At 69.9% G+C, this 21,124-nt stretch carries 18 protein-coding genes and 1 other RNA gene; 12 read left to right on the top strand and 7 right to left on the bottom strand.

The features are described 5' to 3' along the window. Nucleotides 1–5: 5 nt before the first annotated feature. The 6 genes from ABD810_RS07675 (at nucleotide 6) to ABD810_RS07650 (ending at nucleotide 6,747) form a co-directional block, all read left to right on the top strand. Nucleotides 6–548 (top strand): YbhB/YbcL family Raf kinase inhibitor-like protein, encoded by a 543-nt coding sequence (locus ABD810_RS07675; RefSeq protein WP_344936094.1) that lies wholly within the window; start codon nucleotides 6–8, stop codon nucleotides 546–548. A 183-nt stretch (nucleotides 549–731) separates the two neighbouring features. After that, the gene (locus ABD810_RS07670; RefSeq protein ID WP_344936092.1) at nucleotides 732–2,717 is read left to right on the top strand and encodes a hypothetical protein; all 1,986 of its coding nucleotides are present in this window, start codon (nucleotides 732–734) and stop codon (nucleotides 2,715–2,717) included. An 81-nt stretch (nucleotides 2,718–2,798) separates the two neighbouring features. Next, entirely contained in the window at nucleotides 2,799–5,066 is a 2,268-nt protein-coding gene (locus ABD810_RS07665; protein ID WP_425566863.1) for a SulP family inorganic anion transporter, read from the top strand. A gap of 60 nt (nucleotides 5,067–5,126) precedes the next feature. Next, entirely contained in the window at nucleotides 5,127–6,140 is a 1,014-nt protein-coding gene (locus tag ABD810_RS07660) for an NAD-dependent epimerase/dehydratase family protein (RefSeq protein ID WP_344936088.1), read from the top strand. A gap of 34 nt (nucleotides 6,141–6,174) precedes the next feature. Continuing rightward, complete coding sequence (locus tag ABD810_RS07655; protein WP_344936086.1) at nucleotides 6,175–6,300, top strand: hypothetical protein; 126 nt, start codon at nucleotides 6,175–6,177, stop codon at nucleotides 6,298–6,300. Nucleotides 6,301–6,513: 213 nt separating this feature from the next. After that, on the top strand, nucleotides 6,514–6,747 hold the full coding sequence (locus ABD810_RS07650) for a cell division protein SepF (protein ID WP_344936084.1): 234 nt from the start codon (nucleotides 6,514–6,516) through the stop codon (nucleotides 6,745–6,747). An 86-nt stretch (nucleotides 6,748–6,833) separates the two neighbouring features. Here the strand turns inward: ABD810_RS07650 and ABD810_RS07645 are convergent, their stop codons facing one another. After that, on the bottom strand, nucleotides 6,834–7,406 hold the full coding sequence (locus ABD810_RS07645) for a hypothetical protein (RefSeq protein WP_344936082.1): 573 nt from the start codon (nucleotides 7,404–7,406) through the stop codon (nucleotides 6,834–6,836). A gap of 454 nt (nucleotides 7,407–7,860) precedes the next feature. Here ABD810_RS07645 and ABD810_RS07640 point away from each other — a divergent pair, with 454 nt between their 5' ends. Next, on the top strand, nucleotides 7,861–8,736 hold the full coding sequence (locus ABD810_RS07640; RefSeq protein WP_344936080.1) for an SIR2 family NAD-dependent protein deacylase: 876 nt from the start codon (nucleotides 7,861–7,863) through the stop codon (nucleotides 8,734–8,736). Next, complete coding sequence (locus tag ABD810_RS07635; RefSeq protein ID WP_344936078.1) at nucleotides 8,733–10,535, top strand: nSTAND1 domain-containing NTPase; 1,803 nt, start codon at nucleotides 8,733–8,735, stop codon at nucleotides 10,533–10,535. Before ABD810_RS07640 ends, ABD810_RS07635 begins: the two co-directional genes overlap by 4 nt. On the opposite strand, the gene ABD810_RS07630 is transcribed toward ABD810_RS07635, so the two are convergent. Next, a complete protein-coding gene (locus ABD810_RS07630) occupies nucleotides 10,519–11,511 on the bottom strand; it encodes a pentapeptide repeat-containing protein (protein ID WP_344936076.1) in 993 nt (330 codons plus the stop codon). The two genes, ABD810_RS07635 and ABD810_RS07630, sit on opposite strands and share 17 nt — an antisense overlap. 159 nt (nucleotides 11,512–11,670) lie before the next feature. Here ABD810_RS07630 and ABD810_RS07625 point away from each other — a divergent pair, with 159 nt between their 5' ends. Beyond that, nucleotides 11,671–13,521 (top strand): glycoside hydrolase family 43 protein, encoded by a 1,851-nt coding sequence (locus tag ABD810_RS07625; RefSeq protein WP_344936073.1) that lies wholly within the window; start codon nucleotides 11,671–11,673, stop codon nucleotides 13,519–13,521. A 199-nt stretch (nucleotides 13,522–13,720) separates the two neighbouring features. Here the strand turns inward: ABD810_RS07625 and ABD810_RS07620 are convergent, their stop codons facing one another. Further along, the gene (locus tag ABD810_RS07620) at nucleotides 13,721–14,290 is read right to left on the bottom strand and encodes a TetR/AcrR family transcriptional regulator (RefSeq protein WP_344936071.1); all 570 of its coding nucleotides are present in this window, start codon (nucleotides 14,288–14,290) and stop codon (nucleotides 13,721–13,723) included. Nucleotides 14,291–14,364: 74 nt separating this feature from the next. Between ABD810_RS07620 and ABD810_RS07615 the strand changes: the two genes are divergently transcribed. Together ABD810_RS07615 and ABD810_RS07610 are read left to right on the top strand one after the other, a co-directional pair. Next, nucleotides 14,365–14,889, top strand: coding sequence for an FBP domain-containing protein (locus tag ABD810_RS07615; protein WP_344936069.1), 525 nt, complete (start codon nucleotides 14,365–14,367; stop codon nucleotides 14,887–14,889). Nucleotides 14,890–15,296: 407 nt separating this feature from the next. Next, on the top strand, nucleotides 15,297–16,169 hold the full coding sequence (locus ABD810_RS07610; RefSeq protein WP_344936067.1) for a hypothetical protein: 873 nt from the start codon (nucleotides 15,297–15,299) through the stop codon (nucleotides 16,167–16,169). 175 nt (nucleotides 16,170–16,344) lie between these two features. Here the strand turns inward: ABD810_RS07610 and rnpB are convergent. The 4 genes from rnpB to ABD810_RS07590 form a co-directional block, all read right to left on the bottom strand. Continuing rightward, nucleotides 16,345–16,740, bottom strand: an RNA gene (gene rnpB, locus ABD810_RS07605) — RNase P RNA component class A. A gap of 92 nt (nucleotides 16,741–16,832) precedes the next feature. Beyond that, nucleotides 16,833–18,026, bottom strand: coding sequence for a bifunctional RNase H/acid phosphatase (locus tag ABD810_RS07600; protein WP_344936065.1), 1,194 nt, complete (start codon nucleotides 18,024–18,026; stop codon nucleotides 16,833–16,835). Next, nucleotides 18,023–18,763, bottom strand: coding sequence for a zinc ribbon domain-containing protein (locus tag ABD810_RS07595; RefSeq protein WP_344936063.1), 741 nt, complete (start codon nucleotides 18,761–18,763; stop codon nucleotides 18,023–18,025). Before ABD810_RS07595 ends, ABD810_RS07600 begins: the two co-directional genes overlap by 4 nt. Then, entirely contained in the window at nucleotides 18,764–19,579 is an 816-nt protein-coding gene (locus ABD810_RS07590; RefSeq protein ID WP_344937537.1) for a Nif3-like dinuclear metal center hexameric protein, read from the bottom strand. An 84-nt stretch (nucleotides 19,580–19,663) separates the two neighbouring features. Between ABD810_RS07590 and ABD810_RS07585 the strand changes: the two genes are divergently transcribed. Continuing rightward, nucleotides 19,664–21,106: a flavin-containing monooxygenase gene (locus ABD810_RS07585; RefSeq protein ID WP_344936061.1), complete on the top strand. Its 1,443-nt coding sequence runs from the start codon at nucleotides 19,664–19,666 to the stop codon at nucleotides 21,104–21,106. Nucleotides 21,107–21,124: the final 18 nt, after the last annotated feature.

The following is a 21,124-nucleotide window of genomic DNA, read 5'->3' as shown; positions in this document are numbered from 1 at the left end:
GGCGCATGGGACGCAGCGGACGCATCGCCGTGGTCGCGGCGATCGTCGCGACGGCGGCCGCCGGCTGTGGCATCGTGGGTGGGGGTTCGCCGGTCGAGCGTTCGCTTGACGGGCTCAGCGTCTCCAGCCCGCGGTTCCGCGACGCGGCGCCCCTCCCGGCCGACTACACCTGCACGGGCAAGGTCGGGAACCCGCCGCTGCGGTGGTCGGGTGTGCCACAGAAGCAGACCAGGTCGATCGCCTTGGTGGTCGACGCCAACAACGCGCAGGGAGCGGCTGAAGTGCACTGGGTGCTGTTCGACATCAACCCGCTCACCACCGAGCTGGCGCAGAACAGCGTGCCCAGAGGCGCCCTGCAAGGCATGACCTCCAGCGGCAGGGTGGGCTACTCACCCCCATGCCGTCCAGATGACACCTATCGTTTCAGTGTCTACGCGCTCGATTCGAAGCTCGAGCTCAAGGAGGGTGCGAACCTCCGCGAGACCCTCGAGCGCATCGCCCAGCACACCATCGCCCGAGGCCGCCTCTCGGCGGCCCACATCGAGTGACATGCTGAGCACCGAAGGTAGTTATGGATACCAGATCTTCTCGTAGGGTGTGACAACGGTCATAGTGGTCGGACAGAATCAGATGCAATCCCTGTGCGCAGGTGGACAACGGGAGCAGATCGCGTCGATGGCCGCGCGGTCTCACCAGCGCCACTGGAAGGCCATGGCCATGAAGGTGGTGCAATGATCGCGGTCATATTCGGCCTCGTAGCCGTCGTGCTCCTCGTCCTGGTGGTCGTGGCACTCGGCATGCGGTCGATGAACCGCCGGGAGAGCAACCTGCCTCCCGAGCGACTGCGCAAGATGGCCGAGCAGGCGACCGATCCAACCGCCAAACGTCCTGGGCGTCCCGCCGAGGAGACGTTCTTCGAGAGCTTCCCCGAGGGCTTCGACGCCTTCCAGGAGCCTGAGCGGGCGACCGCCCGCCTGCGCCCGGGCAACGGCAGGCCCGCGTCCCGCCCCGCGGGGCGCCCCGGCGGCCGTCCGGCTCCTCGTGGCAAGCAGGCCGCCTCATCGCGCGGCCGCCGCGGCGTCGACGAGTGGGGCGACGCCGACGACTACGACGACGACTACTGGACCCGTGTCCGGGCCGACGACGGCGCTTTCGGTGGCACCATCGCGGCGCGCGTCGGAGCGAGCCGTCCCGACCTCGTCTCCCCTTCCGCCCCCGCCTCCCCGTCCGCCAGGCCCACCCCGCCGAAGGACAGGCAGGAGGCCGACGCGAACGCGGCCACCGTCCAGGCGCCCCTTCCCACCCGGCCGACCGGCCTCGCCGACCTGGTGGAGCCCGCGCGGAACACCTCCTCCGCCGCCGCGTCCGAGCGCACCGCCACCTTCTCCGCCCCGATCCCGCAGGCGCCCGCTCCGGCCGCGTCCGCCGCCGACGTGCTGGGCGCGATCGGCACGTCGCAGCAGTCCTCCCGCACGCGCCGTCCCTCGCGGCCCGACCCCGCCGACCCGCTCGGCATCGCCGACTCCGCGCGGGCGAAGCCCAGGCGGCGCTCCGACTCCGGCGGCGACCCCGGGCGCACCGCCCCCGGACGCGGCGCCGACCCCCGGCGCACCGACGCGAGACGCGGCACCGCGGGCCGCGCCGAGCCCGGTCGCACCGGTGCGGGACGACCCGACGCCGCGGGCAGTGCCGTCACCGGCCCGGCCGGCCGCCCCGCCACCGGCCGTTCCACGGCCGACCCCCTGTCCGGCGGCCCGCTGACGACCGGCCCGCTGCCCGGCGGTCCCCATCCGACCGGCTCCCTAGGGCACGACCCGCTGTCCAGCGGTCCGCTCTCCAACGGCGCGGCGTCCCGTGGCCCCCTGTTCACCGGACCGGGTTCCGGCGACCCCCGTTCCGGCAACTCCCCGGCCACCGGGCCCACGGAGGCCGCTCGCGGCGGCGCGTTCGACGCCGGGCGCTCCTCGACCGGCTCGTACGAGGCACCGCGCGCGACCGGCGGCGCACGTGGCACCGGTTCCCTGCCCACCCCGGGGTCGTACGATCCCCTGGGCACCACCCCGGCGACCGGTGACTCCCCCGCGGGCCAGTCCTGGCCGGCGCAGCCCGCCTACCCGGCCACCGGCTCCTACGACATCCTCGACGGCCCCGCCACTCCGGCGGCCGGTTCGTCGAAGGAGACGTGGAAGGCGTCCGACTACCAGTTGCCCTCCTACGACGGGTACGCGACCCGCGACACCTACACCCCCGAGACCTCGTACACCGCGGCGCCGCCCACCCCGGTGACGCCGTCCGCGCCTTCCTACGAGGTGCGCCCCGGCTGGGCGACGATCGACGACTCCGACTCGGCGAACGGGCCCACTCCCGCGGGCGGCCTGCCGATGGGCCCGTCACGCGCGGGCTCCGCGTATGACACGAACGCCGGTCGCGACCTGCCTCAGGCGCCGGGAGTCGACGACTCGCCCTCCGGATCGGCACTGGGCTACGGCGCCTACGAGGCCGACCGCTACTCCGCGCCGGACACCTCCTCCGCGCCGTGGCCGCAGCAGCCGAGGCCGAACACCGGCGGAAGCTGGCCGTCGTACGGCGAGCTCTACGGCTCGGGCACCGGCGGTGCCGTCACACCCGACCCGTCGCCGACGCAGTCGTCGCAGGCGTCGCCGCGCGGCGGTCACCGCCGACCGGCCGACACCGACTATCCCGACTATTACCGCTGATCGACCAGTGTTGTCCCGTCATATGTAAAACGCGGCGGCCAAAGCCTTAATCAAACGGCCGTCGCGTCGTATGGTCGGCACATGAACGGGGACACGCACAGTAGCCGACTGATAACCCAACGTGTCGTCTCGGTGCTGCGACACGACCTACCGGCCTCGCTGGTGGTCTTCCTGGTCGCCGTGCCCCTCTCTCTCGGCATCGCCGTGACCTCCGGCGCCCCGCTCATCGCGGGCCTGATCGCCGCCGTCATCGGCGGCCTGGTGGCCGGCCCGCTGGGCGGATCGGTCGTCCAGGTCAGCGGTCCCGCGGCGGGACTCGCCCTGATCGTGTCCGAGCTCGTGCGCACGTACGGATGGCGCGCCACCTGCATGATCACATTGATGGCCGGTGTGCTGCAGATCGTGCTGGGCTCGTTCAAGGTGGCGAGGACCGCGCTCGCCGTCTCTCCCGCGGTCGTCCACGGCATGCTCGCCGGCGTCGGCGTGGTGATCGCCCTGTCACAGCTTCACGTGGTGCTCGGCGGCCAGCCGGAGAGGTCCGCCGTGGAGAACATCCTCGAACTGCCGGACCAGATCGTGCACAACCACAGCCACGCGGTGGCGGTCGGGGTCCTGACCATCGCCGTGCTCATGCTGTGGCCCCGGCTGCCGCGAGTGCGCGTGGTCCCCGCCCCGCTCGCCGCGCTGGCGATCGCGGCGGCGACGGCCGGAGTGTTCGGCTGGGACATCGCCCGAGCCGACCTGTCGAAAGGGTTCAGCGAGTGGGCGACACCGGCGGTGCCGAGCGGCGACTGGCACGGCATCGCCGGCGCCGTGCTGCTGGTGGCGCTGATCGCCGGTGTGGAGTCCCTGCTGTGCTCGGTGGCGGCCGACCGGCTCCATCAGGGACCACGTGCCGATCTCGACCGAGAGCTGACGGGGCAGGGCGTGGCCAACCTGGTCTCCGGAGCCCTCGGCGGCCTGCCCGTGGCCGGGGTGATCGTCCGTACCACGACGAACGTGAGCGCCGGGGCGCGCAGCCGGTGGTCGACCGTCATGCACGGCGTATGGGTGCTGCTGTTCGCCGTCTGCTTCGGCTGGACCGTCACGCTCATCCCGCTTGAAGCGCTCGCGGCCCTCCTGGTCTTCATCGGCGTGCGCATGGTCAACCTCGGCACCGCGCGAGGGCTGCACGGGCACGGCGAGCTTCCGATCTACGTCCTCACCATGGGCGCCGTCGTCGTGATCGGGCTGGCCGAGGGGGTGCTGGTCGGTCTCGGCCTGGCCGCGCTGTTCGCGCTGCGCCGCCTCACCCGGGTGTCGGTCATGGTGCGCCTGGAGCCGGACGACCGCTGGCACGTCGTGGTGACGGGCTCGCTCACCTTCGTGGGTGTGCCGCTCCTCACCGACAACCTGCGGGCGATCCCGGCGGGCGCCACCGTCGACCTCGATCTCAACGTCGACTTCATGGACAACGCCGCCTTCGAGGCACTGCACGGCTGGCGCCTGGAGCACGAGCGCGCCGGCGGCACGATCGTGATCGACGAGATCCATGACGAGTGGTACACCTCGGCGGCGAGCGGGACGCGGGTCTCGTCGTCCAAGACGCCGCCACGGGCTCCCGACCGCTGGTGGCTTCCCCGGGCCTACCGCCGGGGCGGCCCCCTGTCCAGCATCCCGGTCCGGCACGGCGACGTCTGGGTGCCCCCTCGGACCGAGCCGCGCCGGCGGGGGGACGCCGTGCCCGACCTGCTGGCGGGCGCCGTCGACTACCAACGGCGCACGGCGCCCCTGATCCAGCCGTTCCTGACCCGCATGGCGCGAAGGCAGGAGACCTCACATCTGTTCATCACCTGTGCCGACTCCCGCGTGGTGCCCAGCCTGATCACCGCCAGCGGTCCCGGTGACCTGTTCACGGTCCGCAACATCGGCAACCTGGTGCCGAGGCACGGCGCGCCCCCTTCCGACGATTCGGTCGTGGCGGCGATCGAGTACGCCACCACCGCCCTCGACGTCCACACCATCACGGTCTGCGGCCACTCCCGGTGCGGGGCGATGGCGACGCTGCTCAGCGCCGGGGAGAAGACGAGCGGGCTGCCCGGCCTCGACCGCTGGCTGTGCCACGGCCACCACACCCTCGCGCGTTACATCCTGTCCTCCGGCGAGGAGGAGGACGAGGCCCCGATGGACCGGCTCTGCCGGATCAACGTCATGCAGCAGCTCGACAACCTGCGCACGTATCCCACGGTGGCCCAGCTGGAGCGCTCGGGGAGGTTGCAGCTGGTCGGCCTGTACTTCGACATCGGAACGGCGCGTGTGCACGTGCTCGACCGCGAGGGCTTCACTCCGGTGGCCGGCGTCCGCTCCTAGCGGATCCGCTGACCGTGAAAGTATCCGGCCGGAGCGGTTCCCGGGTCGAGAGTGGTCGCCATGAGAATTCTGGTGATCGGCGGCTCGGTGTTCCTCGGCCGGGCCATCGTCGAGGAGGCCCTGCGGCAGGGGCACGACGTCACGACCTTCAACCGGGGCAGGTCCGGAGAGGATCTGCCGGGGGTGACCGCCGTCCGGGGCGACCGCGAGGTCCCCGCGGACCTGGAAGCGCTCGCGGCGGGCCGTGAGTGGGACGCCGTCGTGGACGTGTGCGGTTTCACTCCCCGGGTGGTGGCCGCGTCGGCTCGCGCCCTCTCGGGACACGCCTCGACGTACGCGTTCATATCCAGCATCTCCGCCGTCTCCGACTGGCCGGCCGAGCGCGTCGACGAGTCGGCGCCCCGGTGGGAGTGCTCCCCTGACGCCGGGCCGGACGACGGCGACTACGGCGTGCTGAAGGCCGGGTGCGAGCGAGCGGTGGAGCACTACTTCGACGGCAACGCCCTGAACATCCAGCCCGGGTTGATCCTCGGCCCGTGGGAGAACGTCGGCCGGCTGCCCGCGTGGCTGCGCCGCATCGCCAAGGGCGGCCGGGTCCTGGCGCCCGGCGATCCCGGCCTTCCGATGCAGCTCATCGACGCCCGTGACATCGCGACCTTCACCCTGGATCAGGCGGCCAAGGGGGTGAACGACCGTTTCCTGCTCACGGGTCCCGCCGGGAACACCACCTTCGGCAGGTGGCTGGGCGACTGTGTCGAGGCCACCGGCTCCGGCGCCGAGCTCGTCTGGGTGGAAGACCGGTTCCTGCTCGACCACGGGGTGGAGCCGTGGACCGAGCTGCCCCTCTGGAACCCCGTCACGCCCGGGGAGGTGGGCGCGTGGGATGTGGTGACCGAGAAGGCCGAGGCGGCGGGGCTGCGCTGCCGTCCGGTCGGCGAGACCGTCCGCGACACATGGGACTGGTTGAAGGATCAGGACCACACCGCCCTGGAGAACCGTCTCCCCTCCTGGAAGCGGCACGGCATCGCCCCCGAGAAGGAGGCGCGGATCCTCAGCGAGTGGGACGCCCGCTGACCTGCTGCGGGCGCGGCCCGTCGCCTGGATCGTCGTGCGCTCTGCCGCGCGCACTACCGCCGCCGCCGTGACCGGCTCTGCGCCGCGCTTCGCACGGTCCCCCGGCATCCGGCTCGACGGCATCGCGGCAGGGCTGCACGAGGTGTACGGGCGTGCGTGACCGGTGTGGTGCAGGGGTATCTGCCGGGATTGGCGGACTAGTGCACCAGAAGGACCTGGGTCATAGTCACTGGTCCTCTTCGAGGGGTTTTAGCCCGTACGCGCACGGCGGGCGATCTTCGGTGTTAGCGTCTGCGACGTGGCGGATTCCGGAAGGACCAGCGGTCCTGATGAGCACGAGTTCGGGACGACCTCTCGGGGTACCCGGCCGGATATGAGCGTGATCAAGACGCTGCGCCCGCAGGACTACAACGAGGTCCTCTACGTGGGGCACTTCTTCCGCAAGGGCCTGCCCGTGGTCATGGACCTCACCGGCATGTCGGACTCGGACGCCAAGCCGCTCGTCGACTTCGCCGCCGGGCTGGTGTTCGGGCGCGGCGGGGACATGGACCGCATCGCGCCCAAGGTGTTCCTGCTGGTTCCCCAGGGCGTGGCGATCAACGCCTGAACCGGGCCCTCACCTGAGACGGCAGCGCCGCGCCCGGGATACCCCGGGCGCGGCACTCGCTGTCGCGTCGTCGGCTCTGGTGAGGCTTAGAGCGGCGGCGTGAGGTTGACGAACGCACCGCAGTTGCCGGGCCAGGCCGGGTTGCCTCCCGTGCCGGGCGTCGGGTTGACCACGCATGTCGTCTGGGCGACCAGACCGGTCAGGCTTCGTACCGTGACGTGCAGGTTGTTCCCCATCACGGCCAGGCTGACGTCGGTCACGTTGCCCGGGTAGTTCGCCAGCGTGGAGATGTCGTTCCACTTCGGGGTGGTGCGTGGGTCCCGGATGAACGTCGGGCCGTTGCCCTGGGCGAGCCCGATGAACTTGTTGTTCCCCTGGAACGCCGTGTCGATGCCGTCACCCCTGCCCCGAGGCCCGGGAGGACCAGGAGGACCGGGCGGGCACTTCTTGCAGCACTTCTTCCTGCTGGAGTTCCCGTCGTCACCGTCATCACCGACCGGTGGCTTCCGGGTGGTGGCGGTGACGAGGGCGGCGGGAGCGTGACCGGTGGTGTGCGTCACCCGGTGTCCCTGGACGGTGCGCACCTCCGTGCCTGCCTGGGCCGTGGCCGGCAATGACAGCGCGACGACTCCGCCGGTGATCGCCGTGGCGACCGCCAAGGACCACGCGGACCTACCAATGAAAGGACCTTTTCCCCGAGGAATCACTCGGTTCCCCCATATCACTTGAATTCCGATGAATCGGACCTTGTACGTGCCACTGCGGTAGCACTGCGACCAGGGAATACCCATTCAGTGAAGCAGTAACGCGGCACGAAAGTAGCGATAGATCAAACAGACGACACAATAACGAAAAGAAATCACGGGACCGCCGGCCCTGAACCATTTACCGGTAGCCGCTAATCGGGAATGCGGCCGTTATTGCGGCATTCGGCGGCTTTCCAGTTATAAGTAGCGATCAGCCGCCCAGAGGCCACATCAGGCCCGTTCCGGCTTCCGGGCGGGCGTGCTCACGAAGGATCGCACGTACAAGGTGCTATCACGGCAATTCACCAAAGGCTGGGCAAGGAGGCGAAGAAGGGGGATCCTAAAGGCACCCTCTCACGGAGTGTTCATGGACGATGCCGACTGGCGACGCCTCATCCACCAGTTGCGACAAGGCGACTGCACGCCAATGTTGGGTGCCGGTGCCGTCGCCGGCACGGTGCCCACCGCCGGCATGATCGCTGATGTGCTGGCCCACCGCTACGGCTATCCCTTCACCGACACCTGGAACCTCGCGCGGGTCACCGAGTACGCCAGCGTCATTTCACGTGACTCGATAGATGTCAAGGAGGAATTCCGCGCCCTGGTGTCGAGGGACGTGCCGGACTTCAATGACCCGAATGACGTGCACGGCCTGCTCGCCGAGTTCCCCATTCCCCTGTTCATCACCACCAACTACGACAACTTCATGCAGGACGCGCTCCTCTTGCGAGGCAAGTTGCCGACGTCGGTCATTCCGCCCTGGTACGAGGAGGTCCCCCGGCGGCCGACCGAGTTGGAGCGCTACTCGCCCAGTGTCGAACAGCCACTCGTCTACCACCTGCACGGCAGCATGTCGTCTCCCGAGTCGCTAGTGCTGACCGAGAGCGACTACCTGGAATACCTGGTGAAGCTCACGGAGGAACGGGTGACCGGTGGCTCGACGCTCGTACCACTGCCGGTGCTTCACGCGCTGACCGCCAAACCGGTGTTCTTCATCGGCTACAGCCTGAACGACTGGACTTTCCGCTTCCTCTTCCACGGTCTGCTCCGGTCCCTGTCCCGAGCCCAGCGGCGCAGGAACATCAGCGTCATGCTGGCTCCGTTGCACAGCTCGGAGGCCGGCGAGGAAGAGGCCAGGACCTTCGTTCTCAGGGATCTGGAGCGATTCAACGTCTCCATCTACTGGGGTACGGTGACCGACTTCTGCAAAGAGTTACGCCTCAAGATCGGAAGCTACCCGTGATCGGCAGGGAAGCCGGTGACGAGCGGCCGTATGTGGGGCCGGTCCCATACGGCTTTCACGACGCCACGAAGTTCTTCGGCCGGGCCCGGGTCGCCGCGGAGATCCATGATCTGTGGGAGGCCACTCAACTGGTGGTCCTGTACGGCCCGCGGGGATCGGGCAAGACCTCGCTCCTCAGAGCCGGAGTCCTGCCGCGCGTGGATCTCGGCGACGCGCACCTGCTTCCGGTCGGCCGGGTGGCGCGCGGGGCGGGCGGCGTCACGCCGGACCAGGGATGGGGCAACGTCCACGTGTTCTCCCTGCTGTCGCACTGGTTTCCCGACGAACGACCGGCGGACCTCAGCGGCGCCACGCTGACGGCCTTCCTGCACGACATCCCGGCCCGGTATGGCAGCGATGGTGATCCACTGACGGTTCTCGCGGCCATCGACCAGTTCGAGGAGCTGTACACGGCCTATCCGAGCCGCTGGCCGGAGCGCGCGGACTTCATGGAGCAGTTGCTCTCAAGCCTGAGCGACCACCCCCAGCTGCACGTCCTGCTCCTCCTGCGCGAGGAGCACCTCGCCGATCTCCTGGCCGACGAGGCCCGGCTGGTGCAGTTCGGTCAGCGCCGCCGCCGGCTGCCTCCCCTCCAGCAGAACGAGGCGTTCCAGGCCATCACGGGTCCGCTTGGCCGCACACAGCGGTTTTTCGCGCCCGGAGAGGCGCTGCGTCTGGCACATGACCTCGCGTCGATCAGCCTGCCCGACGGTATGGGGACCGAGGTGCAGGTGACGGGGCAGTTCGTGGATCCGCTGCGTCTGCAGATCGTCTGTTCGGCTACCTGGACGGGATTGGCCCGCGATCTGCACCAGATCGAGGTCCCGCACATCCCGCCGTTGAGCCGGCTGAGAGACGAACTGGCCGCCTGGTATCGCCGGATGGTCGCCGAAGTGGCGGCCCAGCTCGGGATGCCGGTCGACACCCTGTTCAGCTGGGTGGCGAGCACGTTCGTGGAAGAGGCACGTCGCACCAGGACCGCATGGGAGGGGCCGGCGACAACGCGGGGCATGCCCAACGAGGTGGTCAGGGCGCTCCGCTCCCGGCAGGTGCTGACCGAGGAGCGGCATCTCGGCGGTCGCTGGTACGGGCTCGGCAGCGACCGCTTCGCGGAAGCCGCCCTGCGTGCGGCCCCGCGGCGGGACCAAGCGTTGGTCCGCTACCGGCATCTGGCGGCGGCGGAGGACGCCTGGGTCCAGGGCGCGCTCGCGGCGGCCCGTCATCGCTGCCGGCTAGGCCTTCAAACGCCGTCCGAGGCCGGTGTGCACATCGACCTCCTCGCGCTGCTCGGCCACATGTGCTTCGTCGACGGCGCCCTCACCGAGGCGGCCGGCCATCTGGAGCAGGCGCTGGCACACGCGCACACGATCGGTGACGTCCAGCGCATCGGTGGCCTGTCGGCGGATCTCGGCCGGGCGTTCCGCCAGGCCGGGGACATGGAAGGCACGCTGGCCGTCCTGCATCGGGCGATCGCGCTGGACATCGACGATCCGCGCCTGCTTCGCGAGTTCGGGGGATCTCTGCAGGCGACGGGACGGTACGAGGACGCGCTTCGGGCCTACGGGAGGAGCCTGCAGATGGAGCCGGCTTCCTATGACGTGAGGCTGGCCCACGCGGACGTGCTCATCGACCTGGGCAGGTACGAGGAGGCGCTGGACAGCTCCAAGCTGGCCGCCGATCTGGCGGATAGCCCGTCGAGCCTCGTCCGCGCGCGGGCCGTCGCGAAGCTGGCCGGCGAGCGGCTCAGCCAGATGAGCTGAGCCAGGCCTCCGGGAGCACGACCTCGTCCCGGCGACGTCCGCTCACGAGCAGTCCTGACGGCGCGGGGCCGTCGGCCTTCCTGAAGTCGGCCCGCCCACCGGCGAACGTCACGCCTGCGAACACGGCCACACCTTCGTTCCATGTCGTATCGGAGAACGAGGCGGTCCCGGCGGTGAAGGTCACGCCGGAGAAGTCGGCGGTGCCCGCGAGGAACTTCGCGCCTGAGAAGCCGACGTCGCCGGTGAAAGCGACCCGCTCGAAACCCACCCGTGCTCCGATGAAGGCCACGTCGAGGAAGAACCGCGGACCGGACACGAAGCGTGCGTCGGCGAAACTGATCCGGCCCTCCTGGAGGACCGCTCCGGACAGATCGCCCCCGTCGAAGACCGCACCGGAGAAGTCGAGGTCGCATCCTCGCCAGGAGACCTCGCTGCCCGGCCGGAGGCGGGCGGCGATACACCGGAGCACCGTGTGACGAACCTCGCGGTAAGCCCGGCCTGCTATCTCGTCGTCGGTGACACTTTGGTAGGGAACGCGCAGATAGGCGCACAGGACGTCGACACAGGTCTGGCGGAGCGCGCGGGTGGGCGCGTCGTCTGCCAGACCAGCCAGCCCGTGGACGCCCGCCAGCCGGACCGCCGCCTCCGCGTGCCCCAGCTTGTCGGTCACTGTGGCGAAGCGTTCGTTGAACAGCGCGGTCGCCTCGCGCAGCTCGGCCGCTTCACCGACACGCTGACGCCGGTAGGCCATGACGAGCGCGACAACGCCACCGGCTCCCGCGACGACAGCGAAGGCGATCTTGAGGAGGTCGAACATGGTGGCACCGGTGAGCAGCGGTTCGGTGCGGACATCGGTCACCCCGAGGACCCGCAGGCCGACGAGGATGACCGTCACCAGCACCAGCGAGCCCGCCAGGGCCGCCAGGGCGAGGGCGAGCCAGATGGGAAGCAGACGCGGCGCTGCCTTCGTCGCCATGCGGCGATCCTACGGAGAATCGCTCCTTGCCGGTGGTGAAGGCACTCTTTCGCCGCACAGGGCTTGATCCCAGCGGAAATCACCTATGTACAACGTTGTATGCAACGTTGTACATAGGTGGGGAAAGGATCGTGAGCGAGCCGGATCGGGAGAGTCTTCATGGGTGCCAGAGTCGTTCAGCGCGTGGTCGCGACGTTCACCGGAGTGACCTGCCTCCTCCTGGCGGCTCCGGCCACGGCGACTCCGGTCACAGCAGCCCAGGTCACGGTGGCCACGGATGGCTCGCCGTCAGGCCTCGCGGCTGTGGGCGCCTCCGTCCCGGGCGGGGGCGCCGCGCGTCTCGGCGGTGGGCCGGGCACCTACGTGAACCCGGTCAGCCGCTCCTTCGCCGACACCTTCGCCGACCCTTCGATCGTCAAGGGCGAGGACGGCTGGTGGTATGCCTTCGGGACCAGCGATCCGCTGCGCGAGGGGGAACGAACGCCCCACTACCTCCCGATCTCCCGGTCGCGGAACCTGACCGACTGGAGCTATGTCGGGGACGCCTTCACCGCCGGGACACTCCCCTCGTGGGCCGACACCGCGGCGGGCGCGAGCCTGTGGGCACCCGACATCCGCCGTGTGAACGGCGAGTACCGCCTTTACTACGTGGTCACGCAGACCACCGTCACCCCGGAGCCGAACGACAACGCGATCGGGATGGCCACCGCGCCCACACCGGCGGGCCCGTGGACCGACTCGGGGGCACCGGTCGTGGGCCCGCGCAGGGGCGGTGGCGGCCCCGGCGACTTCAAGTGGACCTTCGACCCCGCCCACGCGGTCGACACCGACGGGACCGAGTATCTCGTCTACGGTTCCTACTACGGCGGGATCTTCATCACGACGCTGGACCCCACCGGCAGGCGCGCCACCGGCGAGCCCACGATGATCGCCATCGACAACCGCTTCGAGGGCGGCTACCTGCTGCGCCGCGACGGCTACTGGTACCTGTTCGCCTCGTCGGCCGACTGCTGCGCGGGCCCGACCACCGGGTACAGCGTCTACGCCGGCCGTTCCCGCTCCATCACCGGGCCGTACGTCGACCGTGAGGGCGTGCCGCTCACCGATTCGCGGGCCGGCGGCACGATCGTCGTCGCCCCGAACGGCAACCGCTGGGTCGGCACCGGGCACAACGCGGTCGTGACCGGCCCCACCGGGCAGGACTGGCTGCTCTACCACGCCATCGACCGCGCCGATCCCTACCTCGACGAGCCGTTCGGCATCAACGAGCGGCCCATGCTGATCGACCGGCTGGACTGGATCGGCGGCTGGCCGACCGTCCGGGGCGGCGCGTGGGCCTCGGAGGACCCGCAGAAGGCATCCGGCGCGGCCGTACCTCCGAAGCTCGCGCCCACTCCCCGGCTCGGCCCCCTCGACCGCGGCCGGAGCGACGAGTTCGACGGCGCGGGGCTGCGACCGGGGTGGACCTGGGTGCGCTCACCCCAGGGAGAGCTCAGCAGCGGGGCTCTGCGCTGGCCGACTCAGGACGCCGAGCTCAACCGCGAGAACAACACCGCTTCGGTCCTCCTGCGCGAGGCGCCCAAGGGAGACTGGACCGTCGAGACCAGGCTCCGCATCGACCTCGGGACCGACACCGTACGCAACTACCAGCAGGCCGGCCTGATCGCGTATGCCGGGGACGACCTCTACACCAAGCTCGTCCACGTCGCGATCTGGAACACCCGGCAGACCGAGTTCGGCAAGGAGATGCCCTACGCCGGCCGCATCGCCTACGGCGGCACGATCGTCGGACCCCCCGCCGACACGACCTGGCTGCGTCTCGTCCACCGCGTCGACAGGCGCAACGGGGAACACGAGCTCCGGGCGGCCACGAGCCGCGACGGCCGTACGTGGACCTTCGGCGGAGTCTGGACGCTACCCGCCGAGGCCGGCCTTCGGGTGGGGCTCATCTCCCTTGGAGGCACCGGGGCCACGGCCGAGTTCGACTACTTCCGCCTGCACCGCCGCTGACCGGGGTTCTCCGGCGGCACGTCGACTACGGCGGTCACCAGGCCGGTGACACGTCAAGCGTGGCGGTCACCAGCCGGTGACACGTCAAGCGTGGCGGTCACCAGCCGGTGACACGTCAAGCGTGGCGGTCACCAGCCGGTGACGCGTCGACTGTGGCGGTCATCAGCCCGGTGACGCGTCGGCTGTGGCGGCCAGGTCATCAACCCGCTGGCCAGTTTCTGAGGACGGTGTCGAGGGCGTCCAGGGTCGCGGACCACGAGGCGTCCGCCTCGCGCGGGTGGCGGCGGAACCCGCCCGCCGTCTCCAGACTCACGTACCCGTGGAACGTGCTGTGCAGCATCCGTACCGCGTCCGTCTGGCCGGGCTCCTGCAGCTCATATCCACGCAGGATCGCCCGCGTCATCTCCGCGTGCCGACGCCCCGCGCTGGTCGGCAACGCCTCCGAGTCGAGCTCCATCTGCGCCGCGGCGTACCTCCCCGGATGCTCTTTCGCGTAGTCCCGGTAGGCGTTCGCGAAGGCCACCAGCGCGTCCTTGCCCGCGCGACCGGCCAGGGCGGCGGCGGCCCTGTCGGCGAGCTCCGCCAGGGCCAGCAACGCCACCCTGACCCTCAAGTCCCGCGCGTCCTTGATGTGTGAGTACAGGGCCGCGGGCTTGACACCGAATCCGCGCGCGAGCGCCGAGACGGTCACGTTCTGGAAACCGATCTCGTCCGCCAGGTCCGCCGCCGCCTGGGTCAGGCGTTCCGCGGTCACTCCCGCGCGTGCCATGTGCCGCCCTTCTCGCTTTCTTACAGGCTTTAAGCATTTGCATACTACCGTTAAGAAAGCTAGCCTCGCCGCCCATGAGACCAGTCACCGAACACGACATCCGCACATCGTTCATCAACTGCTCCAAGGGCGAGGTCAAACGTCTCAACCTGCCCAATGACCTCGCGGACCGTCCCTGGGACGACCTCGACTTCCTCGGCTGGCGAGATCCGGGTGCGCCGGAACGCGCCTACCTGATCGCCGAACGCGACGGCCCTCTCGCGGGAGCAGAACGCGACGGCCCCCTCGTGGGAATCGCGCTCCGGGCCACATCCGGCGCGTCGCGCGGCTTCACCTCACGCAGTATGTGCTCGCTGTGCCTGACCACGCACACCAACGGCGGCGTGGCGCTGATGACCGCGCGCCGAACCGGCGAGGCCGGTCGCCAGGGCAACTCGGTCGGGCAGTACATGTGCACCGACCTCGCCTGCTCCCTCTACACACGCGGCAAGAAGGAGGCCCCAGGGGGCGGAACCATCGACGAGACCCTCACCCTGGAGGAGAAGATCGCCCGTGCCCGGGCCAACCTGTACTCCTTCCTGGACAAGGTGACCGTGTGACCACACGGGCTGTCCATACGCTGGGGCACGGTGCTGCCGGACCGAGCTGGACCGCCCTCTCCCCGGGCTCGCCGTCCCGCGTGCCACCGCACTTCAGTCCATGGAGTTGGAGGAAACCTTCTCCTGTCGAGTGGCGGTGAAGTGAACGAGTCCGTCCGACACGACGGCCGGCTGGGTACGCGCAACACCCAGCGGGCGGTCCGCAGTTGAGTGGATTCTCAGCGTCCCTCAGCGAGGTCACAGGTCGGGCAGGGCAGGCTTCACCGAGTCATCGTGCACGGAGCTGAGGAGTCGGGATGAGAGCCGAGGTGTGGAGCGGGTGGCGTAGGTGGCCGTGCGTTGCGGCGGTGTGGAGCGCGGCCTACGGTGTGGCCCACGTGTGGTGGCTGACAGACCCAGGGGCGCCGTTGGCTCCTCCTGAGGAGCCGTTCTCGCCTGGCCGGTGGATGGCGGTGACGCTCGCCTTCATGGCCACGGCGGTGTGCTCGGTGATCGCCGCCGGGATCGGACACCACTGGGCGGCGCCTGTGCGGTGGGGGCTGGTGGCGCTGGCGTGGGTGGCCGGCGCCGGGCTGATCGTTTATTCGTACATGCTCGCCATCAGCCTTGCCGCCATGCTATTCGGCCAGGTTGACCACTGGGGGAGCCTGTTGACCCGCGCGGCGGGAGCGACGGCGGGCGTGCTGACGCTGGCGTGTGCCGTCGCCGAGCAGCGCCGGGTCCGGCGGGCCTGCTTGCACTGCGCCCGAGTCCACGGCCGTTCGCCGGAGCGGCGCACCGATCCCACACCGCGGTGGGCCTACCTCGCCGCCTATGTCGCGATCGCCGGCTGCGGGGCTCGTGTGACCGCGCTGGTACTCGACTCCATCACGGCGCACAAGCCGCTGCCGTTCGCGCCCGGTTCGCCCTTCGGGATCTTCGTCGCCCTGCTGATCCTGGCCGGCACCCTTCTGCCGCTGGCATTGGTCCACCGGTTCGGCAGGATCTGGCCGCGCTGGGTGGTCCCGCTGGCAGGACGTCATGTGCCGCGATGGCTCGTGCTCGGACCCGCCTTCTTCGTCGGCGCGGGCTTGGCCGGCTACTTCGGCGTGGCCGGGATGACGGCATGGCTCCTCGGCAAGGGCAACCTGGCCCAAGCCCCGGTCTGGAAGGTGTCGATGGAGATGTTCGGCTACACGTTGTGGGGCCTGGGCCTGCTCGCCGCCGCCATGGCCTACTACGGTGTGACCAGGCCGGAATGTCCTTCCCCTGGGCTCGCCATCCCGCGCACCTCACCGTGAAATCCATGACCGCTTCGAGATCACGGCGCGCCCACGTACGAAGATGCGTCACCACGATCTGCGGCACGCCTTCGCCGGTACGGCGCTCGCCGAGGGCGTACTGCACCGTCTGATGACAGGTTCCCAGGGTTCTTGATCCTGTGAAGGACGTTTCCCCTGGTCATACGGTTAAGAGCGGACGAGTCGGCCTATAGGCCGGGTTTTGTCCTTCGCTTGCGCGAAGGGGCGACCATCCATCTAGGGCCGCCGTTGCCGGCGGTCTCAAGCGGTCTACCCGCGCGACTCGGGCGGGTCACCCTCGAACGCCGCGCGCGGGATCCTCCGGGGAGGAACCCTTCTTGACCTTGCTCCAGGTGGGGTTTACCGAGCCGCCCACGTCACCGTGGGCGCTGGTGGTCTCTTACACCACCGTTTCACCCTTACCTCCCCAGTTCGGAGAGGCGGTCTGTTTTCTGTGGCACTGTCCCGCGGGTCACCCCGGGTCGGCGTTACCGACCACCTTGCCCTGTGGAGCCCGGACCTTCCTCGGCGGGGCTTCGAAAAGCCCCGACGCGGTCGCCCGGCCGACTCGTCCGCTCTTCTCCTAGTTTACCGGAACACCGGCCGTCATTGATCCAGAAGCGGCCTCACCAGGTGGGATATGGCGCTCAGGGCGCCATGCGATCAGCGAAGGTGTGCGGTGTCGTTGAGCGCCCTGACCAACGACGGCCCGTCGGGGAAGTAGTCGATCGACGAGAGGGACGCCACGTCGAGGTGCATGCGGTAGAGCGCCTCCGGAGGCGCGAGCAGGGCGAAGCGCAGCAGGAGCTTGATGGGGGTCACGTGTGAGACGACCAGGACCGTCTTGCCCTGATGCTCCACTAGAAGCCTGTCCCTGGCCTCCTCGACCCGGCGGGCCGCCTCCTCGAAGCTCTCGCCACCGGGAGGCGCCACGGAAGGGTCGTCGAGCCAGGCGGCCAGCTCAGCGGGCCAGCGGCGCTGGATCTCGGTGAACGTGTGGCCTTCCCAGGCGCCGAAGTCGACCTCACGCAGCCCGTCGTCGACGATGACCTTGAGGTCGGCACGCGAGGCGACGGCCTCACCCGTCTGCCGGGCACGCCGCAGCGGAGAGCTGACGATCACGTCGATTTGGTACGGCTTGCGCGACAGCCGCGCGGCGGCGGCCTCGGCCTGGGCGACGCCTTTGGGCGTCAGCGCGGGGTCACCGATGCCGGAGAACCGGTGCTCGACGGAGAACGGCGTCTCGCCGTGGCGGAGCAGCAGCAGCGAGGTGGCGGTCCTGGAAGGCCCCATCCAGCCGCCGGCCTTCGACTCGGTGAGGCTCGCGACCGGTTCGGAGGCGACGGGGGCGACGGCGTCGACGGGCGGCCCGGCAGGCCCCGTGACGTCCACCGGCCCGGCGGACCCGGTCGACGCGGAGGCGGGGACGGAGTCGCCCTGCCACTTCGCGCCCTTGGCCGCGGCGTCCATGGCCTCGTTGGCCAGACGGTCGGCGTCGCGGTTGCGCTCGCGGGGAATCCACTTCCAGGTGACGCGCAGGCGCCTGGCCAGGCCGGCCGCTTCGAGCGCGAGCGGGCGCAGCCCTTCGTTCTTGATCTTCCAACGGCCGGCCATCTGCTCGATGACCAGCTTGGAGTCCATGCGGACCTCGACCGTGGCGCCGTCACCCGCGAGCGCGAGCACCGAGCGCAGGCCGGCGATCAGACCGTGGTATTCGGCGACGTTGTTGGTCGTCACCCCGAGACCGTCGGCCGCCTCGGCCAGCACCTGCCCATCGGGGGCCTTGACGACGGCGCCGTATCCGGCGGGGCCCGGATTGCCCCGGGATCCGCCATCGGCCTCGACGACGAGGTTCACAGGCCGGACTCGGGAGTGCGGACCAGGATCCTGCGGCACTCCTCGCAGCGGATCACCTCGTCATGGGCCGCCGCGCGGATGCGGTTGATGTCGGCGATCGAGAGGGAGACCTTGCACCCCTGGCACCGCCCGCCCTGCAGCATGGCCGCGCCGACGCCGTACTGCGCGCGGAGCTTCTCGTACAGGGTCAGCAGGTCGGCGGGGATGTCGGCGACGATGCCGCCGCGCCGGCCCTTGGCCTCCTCGCTCTCCTTGTCGATGCCGCCGTGCGCGATGTCGCGCTTCTCCTCCAGGGTGGCAAGGCCGGTGCCGATCTCGGCGCGCTCGGCCGTCAGCCGCGCCACCTGTGCCTCCGCCGCCTCCCTGCGCTCCATGATCTCCAGGACGATGTCCTCGAGGTCGCCCTGGCGGCGGTGGAGCGAGGCGATCTCGGACTGGAGGTTGGACAGGTCCTTGGGCGAGGAGACCTGGCCCGAGTCGAGGCGCTTCTGGTCGCGCTCGGCGCGGACCCGCACCGCGTCGACGTCGGACTCGGCCTTGGCCTGCTCCCTGGCGAGGTCGCCGATCTCGGTCTCCGCCGAGATCACCTCGGTGGCCAGACGGGCGAGCTTGGCCGAACGCTCGTCGATCTCAGCCAGCTCGGGCAGCGTGCGGCGGCGATGCGCCAGCCGGTCGAGGACGGAGTCGAGCTCGGCCAGCTCGAGCAGACGCTTCTGTGCTTCCGGGGCTGCTTTCACTTATTCCTCGCACTGTGCTGTTGTCGTCCAGGCGTCCGTGACCGTCTCGGAGACGCGCGTCTCCACACTAATCCCCTTGGCGGCCAACCCGGACGTGAGTAGCTCGGCCGCCTGGGGCAACCAGGGCCACTCGGTCGCCCAGTGGGCGGCGTCGATCAGCGCCGGTCCGGCGCCGGCCGCGCCGGACTGCATGAACTCGCTGGCCGGGTGGTGGCGCAGGTCGGCGGTGAGAAAGACGTCGGCGCCGTGGACCGTATCGAGAAGGGAGTCCCCCGCGCCGCCGCTGACGGCCACCGTGCGCACGAGGAGGGACGGGTCGCCGGCGACCCGCAGGCCCCACGCGGTGCGCGGGAGCCCCCGGGCGGCCTGGTCGGCGAACTCCTGGAGGGTGAGGGGCGTGTCCAGCTCACCCACGCGGCCGAGGCCCCGGTGTGGATCGTCGGGTGCGGGCCGGAGGGGGCGCAGTTCCCCGGAGAGCCCGACCGCCCTGGCGAGGGCGTCGGAGACGCCGGGGTCGGCCACGTCGGCGTTGGTGTGCGCGGTGTAGAGGGCGATGTCGTTCCTGATCAGGCGGTGGATCAGCGCGCCCTTCACCGTGTCGGCGGCGACGGTGGTCGTGCCCCGCAGGTAGAGAGGGTGGTGGGTGACGATGAGGCCGGCGCCCCACTCGAGCGCCTCGTCGGCCACGCTCGCCACCGGGTCGACCGCAAACAGGATCTTGTTCACGGGTTGCTTCGGATCTCCGCAAACCAGGCCTACAGCGTCCCAGGGCTCCGCCCAAGCCGGATCATACGTCGATTCAATTTCCGCGATGATCGCGGACAACGCTGTCGGGGACACGTGCGCAGACTATCGGCACGATCTAGTGTAAGTACGTCCTGACACCCGGAGGGCTGGCGAATGGCACCAACGGTAGCGATCATTGGGGCGGGCTTCGGCGGGCTGTGCATGGGGATCCAGCTGCGGAAGGCCGGGATCACCACGTACACCATCTTCGAGAAGGCCGGCGGCCTCGGCGGCACCTGGCGCGACAACACCTATCCGGGTGCCGCCTGCGACGTGCCGTCCCATCTCTACTCCTACTCGTTCGAGCAGCGTCATGACTGGACCCGGCGCTATCCGCGGCAGCAAGAGATCCTCGCCTACCTGGAGCACTGCGCGGACAAGTACGGCCTGCGCCCGCATCTGCGGCTGAACACCGAGGTCACGGCGGTGACGTTCGACGAGTCGCTGAACCGGTGGCGGGTGACGACGACCGAAGGGGACGAAGGGCTCTTCGACGTGGTCGTCTCCGGCGTGGGCCAGCTCAACCGGCCTCGTCTTCCCGACATTCCAGGGCTTTCCACGTATCAGGGCACCGCCTTCCACTCCGCCCGCTGGAATCACGATCACGACCTCACCGGGCGCCACGTCGCGGTGATCGGCAACGGCTCCTCCGCCGCGCAGTTCATCCCCCGCGTCGCCCGCGTGGCCCGCCGGCTCGACGTCTACCAGCGCACGCCGAACTGGGTGATCCCCAAGCCCGACGGGGAGTACGGGCCACGCGCCCGGCTGGTCTTCAAGCGGTTTCCCCTCATCCAGAGCGCCAACCGCGAGCGGATCTACCGGTTCATCGAGGGCGTGGTCTTCCCCGTGCTCGTCGGCGGGTGGAGCAGGCGGCTGCTCATGAAGCGGGCCCAGGACCACCTCGAGCAGCAGGTCCACGATCCCGAGCTCCGCGCCAAGCTGACGCCGTCGTACCCGATCGGCTGCAAGCGCATCGTGATCGACAGCGACTTCTACCCGGCGCTCACCAGGCCCAACGTGGAGCTCGTCACCGATCCGATCACCCGCATCGTGCCGTCGGGCATCGAGACCGCGGGCGGCACGACACGCGAGGCCGACACGATCATCTACGCGACCGGCTTCCAGACGACCGACTTCCTCGCGCCGATCGAGATCACCGGCAGGGAGGGCCGCCGCCTGCACGAGGTGTGGAAGGGCGGCGCGGAGGCGTATCTGGGCGTGGCCGTGCCGTACTTCCCGAACCTGTTCCTGCTCTACGGCCCCAACACCAACCTTGGCCACAACTCGATCATCCTGATGATCGAGGCGCAGGTCCGCTACATCATGGGCTGCCTCCCGCTACTGTCCGCGCACGGCCCGATGGAGGTACGGCAGGCCACGATGGACGCCTGGCGCCGGACGCTCGACCAGGCGATGGCCCGCACCGTGTGGGAGGCGAGCTGTCACAGCTGGTACAAGAACGCGGCCGGGAGGGTCACCAACAACTGGCCCCAGCCGACGACGGTGTACCGGAGGATCACCCAGGCTCCCCGCCCGGAGGCCTACACCTACCACTGACCTCCCTCGTCGCCGGTG

Origin of the sequence: Sphaerisporangium flaviroseum, assembly GCF_039537005.1 — a bacterium.
Taxonomy (GTDB): domain Bacteria; phylum Actinomycetota; class Actinomycetes; order Streptosporangiales; family Streptosporangiaceae; genus Sphaerisporangium; species Sphaerisporangium flaviroseum.
The sequence above is the reverse complement of the archived record's forward strand: the minus strand, read 5'-3'. Positions and strand labels throughout refer to the sequence as shown.

Coding starts and splice junctions, on each gene's coding strand:
- ABD810_RS07650 (WP_344936084.1), top strand. CDS start 6,514: ATGAGCGTGATCAAGACGCTGCGCCCGCAGGACTACAACGAGGTCCTC.
- ABD810_RS07665 (WP_425566863.1), top strand. CDS start 2,799: ATGAACGGGGACACGCACAGTAGCCGACTGATAACCCAACGTGTCGTC.
- ABD810_RS07630 (WP_344936076.1), bottom strand. CDS start 11,511: ATGGCGACGAAGGCAGCGCCGCGTCTGCTTCCCATCTGGCTCGCCCTC.
- ABD810_RS07660 (WP_344936088.1), top strand. CDS start 5,127: ATGAGAATTCTGGTGATCGGCGGCTCGGTGTTCCTCGGCCGGGCCATC.
- ABD810_RS07670 (WP_344936092.1), top strand. CDS start 732: ATGATCGCGGTCATATTCGGCCTCGTAGCCGTCGTGCTCCTCGTCCTG.
- ABD810_RS07615 (WP_344936069.1), top strand. CDS start 14,365: ATGAGACCAGTCACCGAACACGACATCCGCACATCGTTCATCAACTGC.
- ABD810_RS07620 (WP_344936071.1), bottom strand. CDS start 14,290: ATGGCACGCGCGGGAGTGACCGCGGAACGCCTGACCCAGGCGGCGGCG.
- ABD810_RS07640 (WP_344936080.1), top strand. CDS start 7,861: ATGGACGATGCCGACTGGCGACGCCTCATCCACCAGTTGCGACAAGGC.
- ABD810_RS07585 (WP_344936061.1), top strand. CDS start 19,664: ATGGCACCAACGGTAGCGATCATTGGGGCGGGCTTCGGCGGGCTGTGC.
- ABD810_RS07625 (WP_344936073.1), top strand. CDS start 11,671: ATGGGTGCCAGAGTCGTTCAGCGCGTGGTCGCGACGTTCACCGGAGTG.
- ABD810_RS07675 (WP_344936094.1), top strand. CDS start 6: ATGGGACGCAGCGGACGCATCGCCGTGGTCGCGGCGATCGTCGCGACG.